The 18,098-nt window shown below is 73.7% G+C and carries 20 protein-coding genes; 11 read left to right on the forward strand and 9 right to left on the reverse strand.

Annotated elements, in window-relative coordinates:
- The first annotated feature begins 232 nt into the window (after positions 1-232).
- Positions 233-631, forward strand: coding sequence for an ATP-binding protein (locus ACFWBY_RS03305; protein ID WP_385342823.1), 399 nt, complete (start codon positions 233-235; stop codon positions 629-631).
- A 57-nt stretch (positions 632-688) separates the two neighbouring features.
- Here ACFWBY_RS03305 and ACFWBY_RS03310 read toward each other — a convergent pair whose 3' ends face one another.
- Positions 689-1,033, reverse strand: coding sequence for an STAS domain-containing protein (locus ACFWBY_RS03310; protein ID WP_385342821.1), 345 nt, complete (start codon positions 1,031-1,033; stop codon positions 689-691).
- 211 nt (positions 1,034-1,244) lie between these two features.
- Here ACFWBY_RS03310 and ACFWBY_RS03315 point away from each other — a divergent pair, with 211 nt between their 5' ends.
- The 4 genes from ACFWBY_RS03315 (at position 1,245) to ACFWBY_RS03330 (ending at position 4,170) form a co-directional block, all read left to right on the forward strand.
- Positions 1,245-2,171, forward strand: coding sequence for a SigB/SigF/SigG family RNA polymerase sigma factor (locus ACFWBY_RS03315; protein ID WP_385342819.1), 927 nt, complete (start codon positions 1,245-1,247; stop codon positions 2,169-2,171).
- A gap of 9 nt (positions 2,172-2,180) precedes the next feature.
- The gene (locus ACFWBY_RS03320) at positions 2,181-2,603 is read left to right on the forward strand and encodes an STAS domain-containing protein (protein WP_385342817.1); all 423 of its coding nucleotides are present in this window, start codon (positions 2,181-2,183) and stop codon (positions 2,601-2,603) included.
- Positions 2,600-3,559 (forward strand): anti-sigma factor RsbA family regulatory protein, encoded by a 960-nt coding sequence (locus tag ACFWBY_RS03325; protein WP_385342815.1) that lies wholly within the window; start codon positions 2,600-2,602, stop codon positions 3,557-3,559. The genes ACFWBY_RS03320 and ACFWBY_RS03325 overlap by 4 nt, the downstream gene beginning before the upstream one ends.
- Positions 3,560-3,792: 233 nt before the next feature.
- Positions 3,793-4,170 carry an ATP-binding protein gene (locus tag ACFWBY_RS03330; protein WP_385342813.1) on the forward strand — a complete coding sequence of 126 codons (378 nt, stop codon included), beginning with the start codon at positions 3,793-3,795 and terminating at the stop codon, positions 4,168-4,170.
- A 52-nt stretch (positions 4,171-4,222) separates the two neighbouring features.
- Here the strand turns inward: ACFWBY_RS03330 and ACFWBY_RS03335 are convergent, their stop codons facing one another.
- Both ACFWBY_RS03335 and ACFWBY_RS03340 read right to left on the reverse strand, forming a co-directional pair.
- Positions 4,223-4,648: a VOC family protein gene (locus ACFWBY_RS03335; RefSeq protein ID WP_385342811.1), complete on the reverse strand. Its 426-nt coding sequence runs from the start codon at positions 4,646-4,648 to the stop codon at positions 4,223-4,225.
- Between the two features lie 63 nt (positions 4,649-4,711).
- Positions 4,712-5,794, reverse strand: coding sequence for a mechanosensitive ion channel family protein (locus tag ACFWBY_RS03340; RefSeq protein WP_385342809.1), 1,083 nt, complete (start codon positions 5,792-5,794; stop codon positions 4,712-4,714).
- A 239-nt stretch (positions 5,795-6,033) separates the two neighbouring features.
- Between ACFWBY_RS03340 and ACFWBY_RS03345 the strand changes: the two genes are divergently transcribed.
- The 3 genes from ACFWBY_RS03345 to ACFWBY_RS03355 all read left to right on the forward strand — a co-directional run bounded on the left by ACFWBY_RS03345 (position 6,034) and on the right by ACFWBY_RS03355 (position 8,127).
- Entirely contained in the window at positions 6,034-6,483 is a 450-nt protein-coding gene (locus ACFWBY_RS03345) for an SRPBCC family protein (protein WP_385342807.1), read from the forward strand.
- A gap of 5 nt (positions 6,484-6,488) precedes the next feature.
- A complete protein-coding gene (locus ACFWBY_RS03350; protein ID WP_385342806.1) occupies positions 6,489-7,310 on the forward strand; it encodes a DUF1206 domain-containing protein in 822 nt (273 codons plus the stop codon).
- A gap of 208 nt (positions 7,311-7,518) precedes the next feature.
- Positions 7,519-8,127 carry a response regulator transcription factor gene (locus ACFWBY_RS03355; RefSeq protein ID WP_385342804.1) on the forward strand — a complete coding sequence of 203 codons (609 nt, stop codon included), beginning with the start codon at positions 7,519-7,521 and terminating at the stop codon, positions 8,125-8,127.
- Positions 8,128-8,164: 37 nt separating this feature from the next.
- Here ACFWBY_RS03355 and ACFWBY_RS03360 read toward each other — a convergent pair whose 3' ends face one another.
- From ACFWBY_RS03360 to ACFWBY_RS03380, 5 genes are all read right to left on the reverse strand, one after another.
- On the reverse strand, positions 8,165-9,928 hold the full coding sequence (locus ACFWBY_RS03360; RefSeq protein ID WP_385342802.1) for an ATP-binding cassette domain-containing protein: 1,764 nt from the start codon (positions 9,926-9,928) through the stop codon (positions 8,165-8,167).
- Positions 9,925-11,793, reverse strand: coding sequence for an ABC transporter ATP-binding protein (locus ACFWBY_RS03365; protein ID WP_385342800.1), 1,869 nt, complete (start codon positions 11,791-11,793; stop codon positions 9,925-9,927). The genes ACFWBY_RS03360 and ACFWBY_RS03365 overlap by 4 nt, the downstream gene beginning before the upstream one ends.
- A 68-nt stretch (positions 11,794-11,861) precedes the next feature.
- Positions 11,862-11,996, reverse strand: a complete 135-nt coding sequence (locus ACFWBY_RS03370) for a SapB/AmfS family lanthipeptide (RefSeq protein ID WP_030962357.1) — start codon at positions 11,994-11,996, stop codon at positions 11,862-11,864.
- Positions 11,993-14,632, reverse strand: a complete 2,640-nt coding sequence (gene lanKC, locus ACFWBY_RS03375; RefSeq protein WP_385345042.1) for a class III lanthionine synthetase LanKC — start codon at positions 14,630-14,632, stop codon at positions 11,993-11,995. Before lanKC ends, ACFWBY_RS03370 begins: the two co-directional genes overlap by 4 nt.
- Positions 14,633-14,736: 104 nt before the next feature.
- Positions 14,737-15,336, reverse strand: a complete 600-nt coding sequence (locus tag ACFWBY_RS03380; RefSeq protein WP_385345045.1) for a VanZ family protein — start codon at positions 15,334-15,336, stop codon at positions 14,737-14,739.
- A gap of 180 nt (positions 15,337-15,516) precedes the next feature.
- Here ACFWBY_RS03380 and ACFWBY_RS03385 point away from each other — a divergent pair, with 180 nt between their 5' ends.
- Positions 15,517-16,380, forward strand: coding sequence for a YihY/virulence factor BrkB family protein (locus tag ACFWBY_RS03385; protein WP_385345048.1), 864 nt, complete (start codon positions 15,517-15,519; stop codon positions 16,378-16,380).
- Between the two features lie 18 nt (positions 16,381-16,398).
- On the opposite strand, the gene ACFWBY_RS03390 is transcribed toward ACFWBY_RS03385, so the two are convergent.
- Positions 16,399-16,833 (reverse strand): ATP-binding protein, encoded by a 435-nt coding sequence (locus ACFWBY_RS03390; RefSeq protein ID WP_385345050.1) that lies wholly within the window; start codon positions 16,831-16,833, stop codon positions 16,399-16,401.
- Positions 16,834-17,175: 342 nt separating this feature from the next.
- On the opposite strand from ACFWBY_RS03390, the gene ACFWBY_RS03395 reads away from it, so the two are divergent.
- Positions 17,176-17,409: a DUF6479 family protein gene (locus tag ACFWBY_RS03395; RefSeq protein WP_385345053.1), complete on the forward strand. Its 234-nt coding sequence runs from the start codon at positions 17,176-17,178 to the stop codon at positions 17,407-17,409.
- A 285-nt stretch (positions 17,410-17,694) separates the two neighbouring features.
- Positions 17,695-18,042 carry an SH3 domain-containing protein gene (locus ACFWBY_RS03400; protein ID WP_385345056.1) on the forward strand — a complete coding sequence of 116 codons (348 nt, stop codon included), beginning with the start codon at positions 17,695-17,697 and terminating at the stop codon, positions 18,040-18,042.
- The last annotated feature ends 56 nt before the right edge of the window (positions 18,043-18,098 follow it).

Below are 18,098 nucleotides of genomic sequence, written 5' to 3' on the forward strand. Positions count from 1 at the left end.
TAAGGCACAGTCGATCACACCGGAGGCACCCCATCCGGGCCCGAGGGGCGGGGGACGCGGCGGCAAGGACGCCCCGCGCGGCCCGAACCCGCCTTGTCGCAGCGCACTTTGGAAAAGCGCGGGTGCTCGCACGGGCTGTGGGTAGACGCGCCGGAGACGAAACGGGCACGACGGCAGAAGTGAGGTGAGGACATTGGCGGTCAAAGCGGTGGGCTGGGCACGTTCGTTTCCGGTGGCGGAGGGCGTCCGGGCCGCACGGCAGTGGACCGCGGGGCACTTGGCCTCACTGCCCTGGGACAGTTCGGCGGACGACACCGTGCACTCCGTGCTGGTCTGTGTCTCCGAACTCGTCACCAATGCGCACCTGCACGCGGTCGGCACCGCACATCTCGTGCTGACCTGGGACGGCCGCTGCCTGCACGTGAGCGTCGCCGACGCCGATCCCCGGCTGCCCAGCCCCCGCAAGCCCGACGCCGACGGGGGCGCCACGTCCGGTCGCGGTCTGGGGATCGTCGCCAGCCTCGCCGATTCCCTGGACGTCCACGCGTGCCACGGCGGCAAGGCGATCACCGCGTGCTTCCGGCCCACAGGTGGACCGGACCCGCACGCGGCCGACGCTCACACGGACTGACCGGCATGCGGCCGGACAGGCGCCGGATCGCGGCACACGGGCGCGCCCGGCGCCAGTTCACGGCTGGAGGGCGTCTTCGACACTCGCGTGCAGGGACAGGACGGTGTCGGCACCGGTCACGGCGAAGAGCCGCCGCAATTGCTCGCCGGGGGCGGCCACGCGCAGGGCGGTGAGGTGGTGCAGCCGCAGGAGCAGGTTCAGGAAGGAGGAGTCTCCGAAGGTGATGGCGCCGGCGTCCAGAACCACCAACGGGTGGCTGTCGGCGGCGGAGCTGAGGGCCTCCTCCAGAGGGGCCAGCGTGTCCTGGTCGAGCTCCCCGTGAGCCGCCACCACCCACCCGGTCCCCGCCGAATAGCTGTCCCCGACCACACCCTGCTGGAATGCATCCCCTGCTCCGGTCATGTCCGCCTCCCCGGATCGCCACCTGTACGTTCCTGCTCAAGGGAGTATGCCTGCTCGTTCCGGCGACGAGGACTCCCGGGGCCGTCGCGGCTCCCCCCAACCCACGGAGCGACCCGTCCGGCGAATCAAATGTCACGCGGGTGTGTAGAACTGGAAAGGCGGGGCATGAGCGCCCCGGCAGCCGTCAGTCAATCGGGAGGGAGCGGCCACCATGTCTCGCTCGGCCACCGTCGTAGGGCCCATTCGTGCAACAGACGCCCAAGTCCCCGCTTGTGACCCCGCCACCGCCGGAACGCCGGCGCAGGAGGTGGAGCCGATCCGGGTGGAGGACGCCCGCGAGATGGCGCCCGCCGACGCGCGCGAGCTGTCGCGGCTCTTCTTCGGGAAGCTGCGCACCCTGGAGGAGGGGACGCGCGAGTACCAGTACACGCGCAACACCCTGATAGAGATGAACGTCTCTCTCGTGCAGTTCGCCGCTCGACGCTTCCGCGCCCGCGTGCTGGGCGGCGGTCTCGACATGGACGACATCATCCAGGTGGGAATCATCGGCCTGATCAAGGCCATCGACCGCTACGACCCCGATCGGGAGGTCGAGTTCTCCACGCTCGCCCTCCCCTACATCACCGGTGAGATCAAGCGCTACTTCCGCGACACCACCTGGGCCGTGCACGTCCCCCGCCGGCTGCAGGAACTGCGTACCGAGCTCGCCAAGGCCCAGGAGGCCCTGAGCGACACCCTGGGCAGGGCGCCGACGGTCAAGGAGGTCGCCCAGCACCTGGAGCTGTCCGAGGAAGAGGTCATCGACGGGCTGGTGGCCGCGAACGGCTACACGAGCGGTTCCCTCGACACCGCCGCCGTGGACGGCGACACGCCGTCCTCGCCGAGCCGAGCGGCCCGACCGCTGGCGGAGCGCCTCGGCGAGGTCGACCCCGCCATGGAGCTCTTCGAGGACTTCCACACCCTCGCGCCGCTGCTGAAGCAACTGGACGAACGCGACCGGCTCATCCTGCAGATGCGCTTCGGCCAGGAGAAGACCCAGGCCGAGATCGGCGCCGAACTGGGCATCTCCCAGATGCAGGTCTCCCGCATCCTGTCCCGGACCCTCGCCCGGCTGCGCGCCGGAATGCTCGCGGTGTAGGCTCCGCCGATGTCGTCCTTCCACCGAAACGACCGCTCCGCCTCCCCCGTCGGCGCTCAACCGGGCCCGTCCGACGCCGTGGGGGCGGACGCGGTCGTGCGGTGTCCGGGAGCGGGGACGGGCGGGACGCTGACCGCCCTGCTGTTGCAGGACCGCCCCGGCGCACGCCTGAGCGGCAGCGGCGACCTCGACTCCCGGCAGGCCCTGTCGGCCGCGCTCGGCGTCGTGACCGGGATCCCCGGCCCCGTCGTCCATCTCGACCTTTCCGCCGTGTCCTTCCTCGACACGGCCGCGGTCGCAGAGCTGGTACGGGCGGCGGACGCCCTCAACAGGCAGGGCCGGTGCCTGTTGCTCCACCACCCGCCATACTCGCTGCGTAAGGTAGTGGAGATGTTCCCGGACGAATGCGCCGCGCTGGAGGTCGCAGCATGATCACTGTTCCTGCGCCCACCGGGCACGGGGCCTTCGTCCATCCCGCGCTCTTCTACCAGGACCTCGGCGAGTACGTGAGCGGCGTGGGCGGCTTCGTCCGTGCCGCCCTGGCGTCCGACGAACCGGTCCTCGTCGCCGTGCCGGGCGCACATCTGGACGCCGTGCGCGAGAGTCTCGGCGAGGCCTCGGCGGAGATCGCCTGGACGGACATGACGGAGCTCGGCCGCAATCCGGGCCGCATCCTGGCCGCCTTGCAGGACTTCGCCGACCGGCACGCGGGCCGGGCGGCCCGGATCGTCGGCGAGCCGATCTGGCCCGGCCGCTCCGCCGCCGAAGTACTGGAGGCCACCCGGCACGAGGCCCTCATCAACACGGCCTTCGCCGGCCGGGCGGCCACCATCCTGTGCCCGTACGACGTACGGGCACTGGCGCCCGCGGTGGTGAGTGACGCACGTCGCACGCATCCCTCACTGATCGAGAAGGGCCTGGACCTGCCGAGCCCGGCCTACACGGACGCCGCGAAGGTCTCCGCGGACTGCGATCGCCCCCTGCCCGAACACGACGGTGAGGTGCCCCGGCTCGAGTACTCCCACGGCGGTCTCGCCGACGTGCGGGAGTTCGCCGAGGGCTGGGCCCGCGGAACGGCGCTGACGCCGGCGCGGCGCGGCGACCTCGTCCTGGCCATCAGCGAGGCGGCGGCCAACTCCCTCTCCCACGGCGGCGGGAGCGGCACCCTGCGTCTGTGGACCACCGCGGACGCCGGGGTGCGGGAGGTCGTCGCGGAGATCCGTGACGGCGGTCGCCTGGCCGACCCCCTGGCGGGGCGCCGTCGCCCTTCCCTTGCCTCGACCGAGGGCGGCCGTGGTCTGTGGATGATCCACCAGCTCTGCGATCTGGTCGAAGTCCGCGCCACCGAAACCGGCTTCACGCTGCGGCTTCACATGGCAACGCCCTGAGTCGGGCGGTCCCCTATGCTGTCCCGGCAGGCTCCAGGTACCCCGGGCCGCCGGGGGCGTACGGACCAGCCCGGGACGACGGCCACGGCCGCGCCGGTCCGGTCCCGGAAGCAGAGAGCCAGCGTCGATCTGGGGGTGTAAGACCAGTGGAGACCGTCGGACCGGAAACGGGAGATCCAGTGAGTACCGGCCTTCCCGTCGGAGGGCAGCGTCGTCGGCTCGCCCTGTCGGGCGTGCGAGGTCCTGTGGCCAAGGGCCGCGATTTCACGCGCCAAGCCCTGAGGGACTGGGGCTGGGACGGCACCGAGACCGCCGAGGACGCACTGCTCCTGGTGTCCGAGCTGCTGACCAACGCGTCCCTGCACGCGGACGGGTCACACGAGCTCGTGCTCACGGCCGGCGAGGTCCTGCGCATCGACGTGTACGACGGCAGCACGGCGCTGCCCCGCCGCCAGCCGGCCCCGCAGCGCGGCGTCCCGGGCGGCCACGGCCTGTACATCGTGGAGCGGGTCGCCGATCGCTGGGGTGCGCGCGCGCACGAGCACGGCAAGGCCGTCTGGGCCGAGATCGACGCCGCCCGGCTGCTGTCGGGCATGCCGCCGGGACGATGACGGGTCCGGCGCGCACCCCGGGGGCGAGCGTCCCGGACCCGTCGCCGCCGCGTCACCCGCTGGAGTCCTGAGGGAAGGGGTCGTCCCGGACGGCCGCGAGGACGAACGCGTGCCCCGCCGGGTCGGTGAACCGCCGCAGCGTCGTGCGGTTGTCGAGGCGGCTGCCGTCCTCCTCCGCGGCCACCGGGCGCGCCCCGAGGGTCACGGCCTCGCGCTCGGCTTCGTCGAGGGAGTCCGCGGCCACCAGGATCCGTAGGTGGGCCTGCTCGGAGTCCTGCGGCGCCGGCCAGCTCGGCGGAGCGTACGTCGGATCGCGGCGGACCCCGAGCACCACGCCGGTACGGCCGCGGACGAGGAACAGCTCCCCGTCACCGGTGGCCGGACCGGCCGAGGCTCCGAGCAGCTCCGCGTAGAAGCGGGCCAGGGGCTCGGGCTCGGCACAGGCCAGGACGAGAACACTTGTCTTGAGTACGGTCATGTCCCGCGTGTGCCCTGCGTCGTCGCCCGTACGCGCACCGTACTGGCGCCACCTGTCGGGCGGTTACTTCACCGGCCACGGGCGGCCGCCGTCGGCCGCGGAGCCTTCCGCCCCCGGTGCGGGGCCCAGGAGGACGCGCGGCAGGGCGTCCGGGTGCTTCTCCGCGAGCCAGGCGATGAGCTGTTCCCGTACCGCGCAGCGCACCGTCCACAGGTCGTCGGCGTCCTTCGCGGTGACGATGGCCCGCACCACGATGGTGGAGGGCGTCGTCTCCGTGACGGCGAGGTCCCAGCCGCGGCCGTCCCATTCGCGGCAGTTGTGCAGTATCTCGTGGACCTTGTCGCGCATGAGGTCGACGGGCGCGCTGTGATCGCAGTGGAGGAAGACGGTGCCGGTCATCTGGACTCCGCCGCGCGACCAGTTCTCGAAGGGCCGGGTGGTGAAGTAGGAGACGGGCATGGTGATCCGGCGTTCGTCCCAGGTGCGGACGGCGAGGAAGGTGAGGGTGATGTCCTCGACCACCCCCCACTCGCCCGCCACCACGACCGTGTCGCCGATGCGCACCATGTCCCCGAAGGCGATCTGGAAGCCCGCGAAGAGGTTTCCCAGGGTGGACTGGGCCGCGACGCCGGCCACGATCCCGATGATCCCGGCGGAGGCGAGCAGGGAGGTGCCGAGCGCGCGGAAGCTCGGGAAGGTGAGGAGCATCGCGGCGGCGGCGACGACGGCGACGACGACCGTCACGACGCGCGTGATCAGCGTCACCTGGGTGCGGACCCTGCGGACCCGGGCCGGGTCGCGGGTACCGGTGGCGTAGCGGGCGTACCCCGATTCCACGACGGCCGAGGCCACCGCCACGATCAGCCAGGCGCCGGCCCCGATCAGGGCGAGCGCGAGGATCCGGCCCACCGCGGCCGCGTCGTTTTGAAGCGGCGGCCACGCGATGTGCCGGTAGGCGCCCCTGAGCAGGGCGGCGAGCAGGACGATCTGCAGGGCGGGGCGGCAACGCCGCAGCTTGTTCCACAGGGGCGTCTCCGGGTGTCGCGCGTCGGCTCGGCGCAACAGCAGGTCGACGGCCCATCCGGTCGCGAGGGTCAGCAGGATCGAGCTCCCCAGGACGGTCGGCACGAGAAGAACGCTGTTCATGTCTCCCCAGCGGATGTAGGCGGCGTGGACCTTCACCCGCCTGCCCCACGCGGGGGGAGCTGACACAAGGGGGCCGCGAGCACCGTGCCCGGAGCGCGCCCCGAGGGCGCCCCGAGGGCGCCGCGCCGCCGGGGCCCGCGCATGGGGCCTTCCAGCGCGGGTAGCCGCGCCACGAGACGTCCGGAAAGACGGCCCGCGCCTCGAGGTGACGGGCCGGCGACGACAGGGAAGGGGTGCGCATGTCGCACGTCGAGGAGTATGTCGAGGTCAATGTCCCGGTACGCACGGCCTACAACCAGTGGACGCAGTTCGAGGAGTTCCCGGCCTTCATGGAGGGGGTCGAGCGCATCGACCAGCGCACGGACACGCTCACCCACTGGGTGACGAACGTGAACGGCGTGCAGCGCGAGTTCGACGCGCAGATCACCGAGCAGCTCCCGGACCGTCGCGTCGCGTGGATGACCGTCGACGGTGAGGCCCGCCAGGCCGGGATCGTCACCTTCCAGCCGATCGACGCGACCACCACGAAGGTCGTCCTGCACATGAACTGGGTGCCGGACGGGCTGGCCGAGACGGCCGCCGACAAGCTCGGCTTCGTCAAGCGTCAGGTCGCGGGAGATCTGAAGCGGTTCAAGCTGTTCATCGAGTCACGCGGTGTCGAGACGGGCGCCTGGCGCGGCGAGGTCTGAGCGCGATGGTCACCGGAGCCGCGCGCGGGGGTGCCCGGATCGCTTCCCGGGGAGGCCGGGGCCGGGAGGTCGCGGCGCGCTGCGGGCTGCTGGCCCGCGGGGTGTTGTACGTGCTGATCGGGCTGCTGGCCGTGCGCGTCGCCGTCGGGGACGGGGGCGGCAAGGAGGCGGACCGTCAGGGCGCCCTCCAGGAGCTCGCGGGCAAACCCTTCGGCGGTGTCCTCATCGGGGCGGTGGGCGTCGGGCTCGTCTGCATGGCGCTGTGGCGTCTGTCGGAGGCGGTGTTCGGTGCGGCCGGCCCGGATGGCGACAAGGTCGTGAAGAGGCTGGCGTCGGCGGCCCGGTTCGTCTTCTACGCCGTGGTGGCCTTCTCCGTGTTCACGTTCTCCGCGGGCGGCGGACGCTCCGGGGACCAACAGTCGCGCGATGTGACGGCGAAGGCGCTGGACCTGCCCGCCGGGCAGTGGCTCGTGGGAGCCGTCGGCCTCGGGATCTGCGGAGCGGGGGTCGCCATGGCGGTGCAGGCGGCGCGGCGCAGCTTCCGCAAGCGCCTCGCCATGGGCGGGGCCTCGGCGGGGTCGCGCAAGGCCGTCGATTTCCTCGGGGTGACAGGCGGCCTGGCCCGGGGGACCGTGTTCGCGGCGGCCGGCGGTTTCATCGTGTTCGCGGCGCTGCGGTACGACCCGGCGCAGGCGAAGGGGCTCGACGACACCTTGAGGTCGCTGGCCCAGACCACGGCGGGGCCGTGGCTGCTGCTCGCGGTCGCCGTCGGGCTGGCCCTCTTCGGGGTGTTCTCCTGGGCGATGGCCCGGTGGGCCGAGGTCTAGGCCGTCTCTTTCGGATCTTGTCGGGGGCGGACGGGGCGGGGACGGGCCCTTCTTCAAGGCGGTTACCCGCCGAAGGGAAGCGGAAATTCCCCGAGTCTCGGCCAAGTTGCGCGTGCGCCCCCGCACGCCCCCCGCAGTGACGTTCCATCACCCCGTTGCGGGGGCACCCGCGTGGTGCCGTTGGTTCGTCTACCGAGGAGAGCACACGATGACGAAGGTCCTCGTCCTGCACAGCGTCAGCCTGGTCCGCTCGGCACTTGCCGCCCTGCTGAGATCGGAAGGGCCCTTCGAGGTCACGTCGGCGGGCTGGCGGACCGCGGTGCGCCAGGCCGAGTCCTTGCGACCAGACGTGACGGTCGTCGACCTCGACTGTCCGGGGGCCACGGCCGCGCTGGCCGGCAAAGGACGGGTGGACCGCCAGGTCCTCGCGTCCCCGTCTTCGGTACTGGTCCTCGCGTCGACCGGCGCGCCCGGTTCGCTGCACCGGGCGTTCGGGGCCGAGGCGCGCGGCTACGTCGACAAGGACGGCTCGCCGGGGCGGCTCGTGCGGGCCGTACGGAAGGTCGCGGCGGGGGAACGGTTCATCGACGCCTCTCTGGCCTCCGCGTTCATGGAGGCCGAGCCCTTACCCCTGAGCCCGCGGGAACTCAGCGTCCTGGCCAGGGCCGCCGAGGGCGATTCCATCGCCGAGATCGCCCGCACACTGCACCTGGCGAGCGGGACGGTACGCAACTACATGGCCGCGGCGACCCGCAAGACCGGTGCCCGCAACCTCATCGACGCGATCCGGATATCCCGGGGGGCCGGCTGGGTGTGAGCCGCGGCCGTCGCGCAGGGGCCCGACCGGGGCGTCGTCAGTCCTCGGCCCGGTTCCACTCCCCCACCAGGTCGCGGTACAGGGCCGACCGGGCCGGGAGCTCCTCGTGCGTGCCGCACACGGCGCGGGTTCCGTCGAGGACGAGGACCCGGTCGGCGCGGGCGGCGGACGAGACGCGGTGGGCCACGACGACGAGGGTGCCGGGCCGGGCCGCGAGGGCCCGCTCGGCACGCTCCTCCGTACGCGGGTCCAGGTGGCAGGTGGCCTCGTCGAGCAGCAGCAGCGGAGCCGGCGAGAGGTAGGCGGCGGCGAGCGCCAGCTGCTGGCCCTCCCCCCGGGAGAGCAGCCGGGGGGAGACTTCGCCGTCCAGGCCGCCGAGCCGCTCCACCAGGTCTTCCATCCCCAGGGTGCCGACGGCACGCATCACCTGGGCGTCCCCGGGCACCGCGGCGTCCGGCCCCGGGGACAGGTGGGTCAGGTTCTCCCGGACGGTACCGGTGAACACGTACGCCCGCTGCGGCAGCAGGGTCCGCCGCGGATCCGGCCCCGTGACCCCGCGGTCCCTCCGGGCGGCCCGGCCGGCGACGAGGACCGTTCCCGCGTCGGGTGACAGCATCCCGGCGAGCAGTGCGGTGAGCGTGGACTTGCCGATGCCGCTCGGGCCGACCACGGCAAGGTGCTCCCCCGGCCGCACCACCAGGTCGAGGGCGTCGATGACGGGAACCGCGCCCGGGCCGTAGGCGAAGGTGACGTTCCGGAGTTCGGCCGCGGCAGCGTTCGGGTCGGTGGGGACGAGCGCCGGCGGGTCCGCCGCGGGGCTGCCGCCCGGCTCGGGCGGCGGCGGGTCGCAGAAGCGTTCGAGGATGACCAGCAGGCGGGTACCGGCGGAACCCAGCGCCGTCATCAGGGAGTCGACGGCGGGCAGCAATGCCTGCACCACGTACAGGAGGCCGCCGGCCAGCGCGCCGGCGGTGACCCCGTGCCCGAGCAGCCAGGGCGTCGCTGCGAGCAGCGCGATCACCGGCAGCCGGCCCGCAGTCCCCAGGGCCAGGGTGCGCAGGGCCGCCCAACGCGCGAGCGTGCGCGCCAGCCGCTCCTGGGCGGCGATCAGGGGCTCCACCCGGGCGTCCGCCGCCGTCTGCCCGCCGCAGGCGACGATGTCGCGCAGGCCCTCCCCCAGCGAGCCCAGCCGGTCCGACAGAGCCTCGTCGGTGTCCAGGGACCGGCGCTGTACGGACGCCATGGGGCGGAGCGTGGCCAGGAAGGCGACCGTGCCCAGCATCAGCGGGGGCACCACGATCAGCAGCAGCGCCGGGGCCAGGGCGGCCATGCCCGCGAGGGCCCCCACGAGTGTGAACACGAACGAGCGTGCCGTCAGCAGGAGCCCGGCGAAGGAGTCCCTGGCCATTTCCGTCTGCTGGGTCAGCCGGGACACCGCTCCCGTGTCGGGGGCGTGCGCCGGGTCGGCGACCGCCCGGTGCAGTGCCTGACGCACGGCGCGCCGGACCAGGCCGTCGCGCAGCGGCTCCACGAGGTCGGCCAGTGCGGCGAACACGCCCCGCAGCGCGAGTCCGCCGAGCAGCGCTCCGACCGCGGCCGCGGCCAGCCAGGCGAGACCGGTGGAGGTGCGGCCGGCCAGGAAGCCGTCGTCGAGGGCGCGGGCCACGCCGTAGCCGCCGAGGAACGTGTGCGCGGATTCGAGGAGCGACCATGCCGCCAGCCGCCACAGAGCGCCCTTGCGGGCGCGCAGGAAGCGCCGGGCCTCCGGGGCCACCCGGCGCCAGGTCTCGCCCTCGGTCACCGCGCCACCTCCTGTTTCCCCGGGGTCGCCCGGCGGTCGTCCGCTGCCGAGGACTCGGCCGCCTCTGCCGCCGTCTCCGTCGGGGCCTCCGCCGACGCCTCGGTCGGGGCCTCCTCGCCGGCTCCCGTCCGCGGGTCGGCGGCGAACACCGCCCGGTAGTCGGGGTCGCGGCGCCACAGCTCGCCGTGGGTTCCGGCGGCCCGCATCCGCCCGTCCTCGAGCCAGACGACGAGGTCGGCGCGGGCCGCGGAGGAGAGGCGGTGCGCGACCACGATCCGGGTGCCGGGCCGGACTTCGCGGGCGAGCGCCCGCTCGACCTCGCGGGCCGTGACGGTGTCGAGGCTGGAGGTGGCGTCGTCGAGCACGAGGAGTCGGCCCGCATGGCAGAAGGCCCTGGCCAGTCCGAGGCGTTGGACCTCGCCCCCGGACAACGGGGCGTCGGCGAGCCGCGTGCCGTAGCCGTGGGGCAGGCGCCGTACGAACGTGTCGGCGCCCGCGGCGCGGGCGGCGGAGCGCACCGCTTCCGGGCCGGGCTCCGGGCCCGGGCCGAACCCGATGGCGTCGCCGATCGTGTCGCCGAGCAGCACGGGCCGGTCGAAGGCGTACCCGACCTCGCGGCGCAAGTCCTCGGCCGTGACGTCCGCCAGGGGTACGCCGTCCAGCAGGACTTGGCCCGCGTCGGGGTCGGTGAGCCGGCCGGCCACGGCGGCGAACAGCGTCTTTCCGGCGCCGGAGCGCCCCACCACCGCCACCGTGGTGCCCCCGGGAATCACCAGGCTGATGTCGCGCAGCACCGTCGATCCGCCGCGCACGACCCGGACGCCCCGCAGTTCCAGGGTTCCGGGGCCGTCCGGCGGCAGGTGCGCCCGGCCGTGGCCGAGTGCGGGCAGCGCCAGGAGGGCGGCGGTCCGCCGGGCGGCCGCCCGGCCGCGGACCACGGCCGCCAGCCCGCCGGTCACGGCGCCGATTCCGGCAGCGAGGCCCGCGTACCTCAAGGCGGCGAGGAGCTCGCCGACCCCGATGGCGCCGGCCGACAGGCGGACGCCGCCGACCGCGAGGACCGCGTAGAGGAGCGCCGGCATGAGGACGGCGGAGCGGGCCGTCGTGCCGCCGTAGACCTGCCACATGCGCCTGCCCTCGGTGCCGAGCTCGGGCAGCCGCCAGAGGATCCTCGCGCGCTCGCGGTCCGCGGTACCGGCGGCGGCGATCGTGCGCGCCCCCGTCAGTGCCTCGACGAGGCGGCCGGCGGTCGCGAGCTGCACCTGCTGGTAGCGGGCGACGGTGGTGAGGGTGTCGCGGGCGAAGGCCCGCAGCAGGAGCAGGAGCAGCGGAACACCCGCGAGGAACGCGAGGGCCGTCCACGGGTCGATGAGGAGGAGCGCGGCCACCGCGCCGAGCGGCGGCAGCAGCGCGGCGACGGCGTGCGCGGCGGCGGCCGGGACCTTCCCGGCCTCGGCGGCGTGCGCGGTCAGCCGTGCGGCGGTTTCGCCGGGTGTGTACCGGGCGGCGTGATGTGGAGCCGTCCGCAGCAGCCGGGCCAGCCCGAGCCTGCGCAGCCGGGCGGTGGAGCGTCCGTCCACCACGCCGGTCAGTCGTGCGGCGGCGGCGTCCAGCGCCACTTCGGCCGCGATGACCGCGGCGCACAGCAGGGTCCAGGCGGGGCCGGACGGGTCGCGGCGGAGCAGCAGGTCCAGGGTGTGGCCGAGGACGGCCGGTTCGGCGAGCGCCGCCGCGGCGGCCGCCACCGCGCATCCGAGGACGGCCGCGGTCCGCCCGCCGCTGTGCCGGGCGGCCGACAGGAGGGCCCGGTCGGCGCCGCGTGCCGCGGTCGGCGCCGGGTCGGCCGCCGCGTCGGGGGAGCTCATCGGCGGATGCCTCCAGTGATGTGGTGCGGGCCCGGGCGGTGAAACCGCCCGGGCCCGGAATGACCTGGTCAGTTACAGGTCGTGATGCTCAGGCTGCTGTCGCCGCAGAGCAGCAGGCTGGCCCGGCTGCCGCCGCCCGTCATCGCGACCTCGGCGGTCTCTTCCTTGGGGGTCTCCATCGACTGCAGGTCAAGAAGCGTCATGTCAGATTCCTCTTCTTTTCTCGGGTGGTGCGATGGGTCACGGTCCCGGACGGGACCGGTTCGGGGGCCGCCGCGCGCTCGCGCAGCGGCGGGAGGAACGGCAGGTGCGCGCGCCCGCCGGGCGCCGCGCTGCCGAGGGCGAGGAGAGCGCCGGCCGTGCCCGTGGCGAGGTCCATGGACAGCCGCATCATCTGCTCGCCGGGGAAGGCCAGATGCCCCTGGTACGGCACGGCGTGCCGGGCCAGTGCGTCGATCTGGCGGGCGATGTCGCCCGGCCCGGTGCCCGGGCCCGGTGTGGTGGTCCGGGCCAGGTGGAGGATCATTCCGGCGGCTCCGCGCATGAGCCCGGGCTGGGCGTAGAAGGTCGCCTGGGCCGCGCGCACGATCTCGCGCCGGGCCTGTTCGAAGCGCTCGTCCGGGCCGTGCTCCAGCCAGTCGTCGATCACCATGCCGATGCCGACGCTGCCCTCGCCGAGGTACGGCATCGTGCGCCAGCCCTCGTTCACCTGGAGGGTGCCGTACGCGCTGGTGACACAGCGGTCCAGGTCGCGGTGGAGGGCCTGGGAGGCCTGGACCAGCAGTTCCTTGTCACCGGTGCGTTCGTAGAGCCGCAGGGAGAGCAGGGCAGGGCCGGAGTTGCCGTACAGCAGTCCCGCGCGGCGGGGCCGCTGGTCCGGCCGGGCGATCAGGTCGGCGCAGCGCAGGGCGGCGGCGTTCAGCTCGCTCTCGCCGCTCGCGGTGCCGAGCGCGTCCAGGGCCAGGCCGATGCCGGCGAGTCCGCTGTGCAGGTCGGGGCCCGCGCTCTCCCAGGGCTGGTGCAGCAGCCGGTCGGCGAGGGCGAGGGCGCGGTCGTGGTGTCCGAGCCGGTGCAGCGTCCAGGCCGTGCCGGCCAGGCCGTCGTAGAAGCCGAGCGGAGTACCGGAGACCGGGTCCGCGGTCCGCTCGAGAAGCCACTCCTCGGCCTCGGGCCAGGGTCCGGCACCGGTCTCGGCGAGGGCGTGGAGCACTCCGCAGATGCCGTAGCCGAAGCCGGTGCCTCCCCCGGCGGTCGCGAACTGGGCGATGTCTCCCGGGACGAGGCGGTCCTCGCGGTCCGGTGTGGCGCCGGCGCGCAGCGCCGCGGTCATCGAGGTGCGGGCGGCCGGCCATTGCCGTGGCTCGACGGGCAGGTACGGGGCGGCCGGCAGGCGTGGCCGGCCGCCCGCCGCTCCCTCCGGGGCACCGGAAAGGATCTCCTCGACGGCCTCGTCGAGGAACTCCCGTGGTACGGGGAACTGTTCGGCGATGACGGCGGCCAGATGCACGGCCTTGGCCCGGTCGAGGACGAGGAGGCTGGTCAGGGGAAGGAACAGGGCGAGCCGCAGGCAGGCGAGGGCGTAGCGGTCGACGGAGAATCCGCGCCGCTCGGCCGGGGCGACGAAGGCGGGATTGGCCACGGTCTGGCGCAGTCCCTCGTCGATGTGCGCGGCGGCTTCGAAGTCCAGCAGTGCGACGGAGGGTTCGCCGGTCGCCTCGTCCTGCGCCACCATGATGTTGAAGAGGTGGAGGTCGTTGAAGACCACGCCGCGGGCGTGCACGGCGTCGACGGCTTCGGTGACCTTGCGGTGGATCGTGAGGGCCCACTCGGTGTACGAGGCGAGCTCCGCCGGGTCGGGATCCGCCTCGATCAACGGGTGGCGGCGGGCGAAGTAGGTGTTGAGCGGTTTGCCGGCGAGGTGCTCCAGTACCAGGAAGTGGTGGTCGCCGACCGTGAAGGTGCCGCGGACCGCGGGGACGCAGTCCAGGCCCGACAGGCGTTCCAGTGCGGCCTGTTCGCGGTGCAGCCGGGTCACGGCGTCGGCGCCGTCGGCCGCGAGGCCGGCGTACGGCCGCGCCTCCTTGAGGACCACGCTCTCGCCGGTGCGGGTGTCCTTGCCGACGTACACGCCGCCGCCGTTGGAGAAGTGCAGGGCCCGCTCCACCGTGAAGGGGACGCCGCTCAGGGTGACCGCGGAGCGTGCCGCGAGGTGCGGCGCCAGGAAATCGGGCGGTTCGAGCCACTCGGGCGGCCGGAAGGCCGGCTCGCGCCGGTCCGGTACGAGCCTGCCGTCGGGGGCCTGGATCGCCGGAACCAGTTCGCCGTGCTCGTCGTAGCAGTGCCGCAGGGTGAAGCTGCCGTAGCGCAAGTGGACCGGTCCGGAGCCCCAGCGCAGGTCGCTGAGGATGTACGGGCCGGCCGCCCCCGCCAACGCGGTGTCGAGATCCTCCGCGATCCGGCGGCACTGCCCCTCGTCGGCCGGGTACACGGTGATGAACTTCCCGCTCGCGGCACGGTCGGCGTACTTGGCGTTGCGCAGGTGCAGCAGGTACCGGCTCGGTATGAACTTGAAGGCGATGCTCCGTGCGGTGCAGTACTCGTACACCGTCGTCAGCAGCGACTCGGCGTTGTCGAGCGTGGCCGAGACGTGGATCTTCCAGCCCTGCGCGGGCAGTTCGGCGCCGACGGGACGCAGTGCGAGCCAGTCGCCGCTCCGGTGTGAGCGCCACCCCGGAGGAACGGGGGCGAGGGCCGCCGGGTAGCTCTCACCGGCCCGCCGGTACGGCGCGTCGTAGAACCAGCGGTCGGCGTCGCAGAATGCTGCGTACCCCTTGTTCACACCTGCTCCCTCGGTCGGCGGCACTCCGTCGTGGCACACCCGAAGGTGTCACGGGCGGCGTGCGCGCCGACAGTCACCGCTGTCACCGATGGGGTGTGCAGTACTCACGAGTCACGAGGCTCCGCCTCTCGCCGCCGGGGCGGGCGGCCGAGCGTCCAGCGGTGCCACCAGTGCCTTCGGCGCGGGTGTACGGCCCGCCCCAGACGGCGGCCGATCAGCAGGTATCCGAGGAGCGCTCCGGACGTGTTGAGGATGACGTCGTCGATGTCGAAGACGCGTCCCGTGACGAGGGCGCCCTGGGTGAGCTCCACCAGCGTCATCAGGCAGACCGTCACGGCGACGACCCGGAGCGGACCTCGGGCGGGGGGCAGCAGGACGGGCAGGAGCACACCGAAGGGCATGCCCAGGAGGAGGTTCCCGCCCAGTTGGCGCACCGCCTCGATCGTCGACGTCCCGTCCAGGTAGGCGTTGATCGAACGGCCGGGCCGGACGTTGCTGTGCACGAGGGCCGCCGAGGCCGCGGACGGTTCCAGCGTCAGCCGGGCCAGGACCACGCTGAACAGGACGGTGCCGACGAAGGCGGCCACCATGGCCAGCGCCCGGACGGCCGGGTGCGCCGGACGGGTCAGCCTCGCTCCGGCCCGCGCGGCCGCTTCCTCTTTCTCCGGTACCGCTCCGCGCCGCGGCGCGTATCTCCATGTCATGCGGGCGCGTCTGCCCTGTGGACGGCCCGGCACGCGCGCACCGCTGACGGTCCGCCGGGCGGGCCGCGGTCCTTCGTACACGACGTCGGCCACGGCGGCAGCGCCGCGCCGGCACCGGTACGCCCCTGCGCGAGTGCCCGGCGGGCGCATGCGCGCTTCCCCGTCGGGCACTCGCGCGGCATGACCGACATCCCCCGCGGCGCACCGGGCCGAGCCCGTCCGCGCACCGCCACCCTCGCGGCGCGCACCCGCGCCGACTTGCGGCGTACGGCCGTCCACGTCTGGACCGACGATCTCGCCGACCAAGCGGCCGCCCTCACCTACTACGCCGTGCTGGCGCTCCTGCCGGCGCTCGTCATCGCGGTCTCCCTCGTGGGGCTGGCCGGCGAGGCGACCAGGGGCCGGCTGATCGCCGAGCTCACCTCGTACGCACCGCCCCAGTCGGCGCAGGTCCTGAGCGACGCGCTCGACGGCCTCGCGGCCGAACAGCCGTCGATCTGGGCCCTACTGGTCAGCGGAGTGCTGAGCGCGCTGTGGTCGGCGTGCAGTTACCTCGCGGTGTTCCGCCGCGCCCTGCACACGATGCACCGGGTGCCCGACAAGCGGCCTCCGCTCCGTGCGGCCCACACGCTCGTCATCAACGCCGTGGTGCTCCTGGTCCTGCTCGTCGTCGGCGCCCTGGTACTGGTCGTCTCCGGGCCGCCGGCGCACTGGGCCGCACGGGCCGTCGGCGGGGCCGGCGCGGAGGGCATCGCCTTCCTGCGCTGGCCCGTGCTGCTGGCCGTCGTCACCCTTCTGGTACTGATCCTCTTCCGTACGGGCCCGGTGCAGAGCCGGGGGACCCGCCGGGGCCTGCCCGGCGGCGTCCTGGCGGCCCTGCTCTGGCTGGGCGCATCGGGGCTCTTCACCCTGTACACGGAACTGGGCACGTACGGCCGGCTCTACGGCTCGCTGGCCGGCGTCGTGGTCTTCCTCATCTGGCTCTGGTTCGCCAACCTGGCCCTGCTCACCGGTGCCGTGTTCAACGCCGAACGGGCGAGGTGAGCGGCCAGGGGCCAAGCCTCAGCGGCCGGGGGAAGGGGACGTCGGGCCGTGGCGCCCGGCGGGCGGCCGAAAGGCTTCGATCTCGGCCCATACGACCTTGCCGGTGCCATGCCCGTAGGAGCCCCACCGGTCGCAGAGCCGCCGCACGATGTGCAGGCCGTGGCCCCCGGGAACACCCGGTCGAGGTGTGGTCCGGGGGCGCGGCGGCACGGTCGTGTCGTCGACCACGTCGATGCGCAGGGCACCCTCGCCGACGGTCAGTACGAGCTCGCTGCAGCCGCTCGCGTGCAGGGCCGCGTTGGCCAGCAGTTCGGATACGACGAGCAAGACGTCCTCGGCGCTCTCGTGCCGGCCCCAACCCCAGTCCGACAAGGCCTGCCGGGTGAAGTCACGTCCCTTGCCCACCGCGCCCGGCACACCGCGCAGGGCGAGCCGCCGACGCTGGACCCACACCGGCGCCCCCGGATTCGGAGCATCACCGAGAGGTGCTCTCGTCGTGTTCACCGTGGCCTCACCCCGATCGTTGACGCTGTCGAATGCTGGACGGAGGCGAGCGGCTGCGCCTGCGGCGGACCGCTCGGGGCGGTCGTCCTGCGACCGTCCTTCCCCCGGTCCCGCGTATGCCCGCCCTGATCGCCCGGACACGTGGGCACGCGGCACGCGCGCAGCGACGGATTCCCGGACTCGGCGGTTCTCCGGCCGGATGGCCGTGCGGCGGGCGGGCCGACGGGCCTGGATCAGGGCCTGCGCACCTTCAGGGCGTGCAAGGCGCGCGATATCGGGTAGGCGCGGCACATGACCACCACAGTTCCCCTTGCCGCCACCGGCTCCTCGTCCCTGTTCCTGATCCTCGCCGGCGTGATCGTGGCCGCGCTCCTGATCGCCGCGTTCTGGTACGGATCCCGACGCGCCGCACGGCGCAGGGACCCCGGGGCGCGGCCGGCCGACCAGAGCCCTCAGGCGCAGGCCCGGCAGGACTCCTGGCACACGCCCCAGGACGACCCCGAGCAGCAGCGCCCCCGCCCGTGACCGCTCCCCGTGTCCACCCTGGCCGCCAACTCCGCACATCTCGTCCGCCGCCTCGAGCCGCGCCGCATCGATCGAGTTGACGTGCGGTACGCGTCTCCCACCCGGCCGGTCCGAGCATCCGAGAGCCGTCGGCCCCAGCACTCCCCCGCCGGCGCCGGCCCGTGGTCCGTTCGGCGCAACAAGGGCGTGTTCGCTGGGGCCCGCCGCCCGGGCGGTGGATAGTCGTGCGGTGGTGGGCTGCGTGGCAGCGATCCCCGCCGACGCGACGCAGGGAGAGTGGATCCGATGGTGAAGAAGGCATTGCTCGCTTGCACACTGGCGGCCGGCGTACTGATCGGGCCGCTGACTGCGGCCGGCTGGGCAGCCGACGGCCGCGCCGCGGGCGGGCCCGCGCAGGCCAAGGCGTACCCCGTGGGTGTGGTGGAGTCCCGTGCGGCGCTCAACGTCCGCGAGAAGCCGACCGTGTACTCGGACGTGGTGAAGAAGCTGCACCCCCACGCCCGGGTGCTCCTCTCCTGCCAGAAGCGCGGAGGCTGGGTGGACGGCAATCCGCTCTGGTACAGGCTCCACGGGTCGAAGGGCTGGGTCTCGGCCCGCTACGTGCACAATCTCCAGCCGGTCCGCCCCTGCTGAGACGCCGTACCCGGACGCGGCCCCCGCAGGTGTGCGGGGGCCGCGTCCGGATCGCC

Source organism: Streptomyces sp. NPDC060049 (assembly GCF_042736715.1).
Lineage (GTDB): Bacteria > Actinomycetota > Actinomycetes > Streptomycetales > Streptomycetaceae > Streptomyces.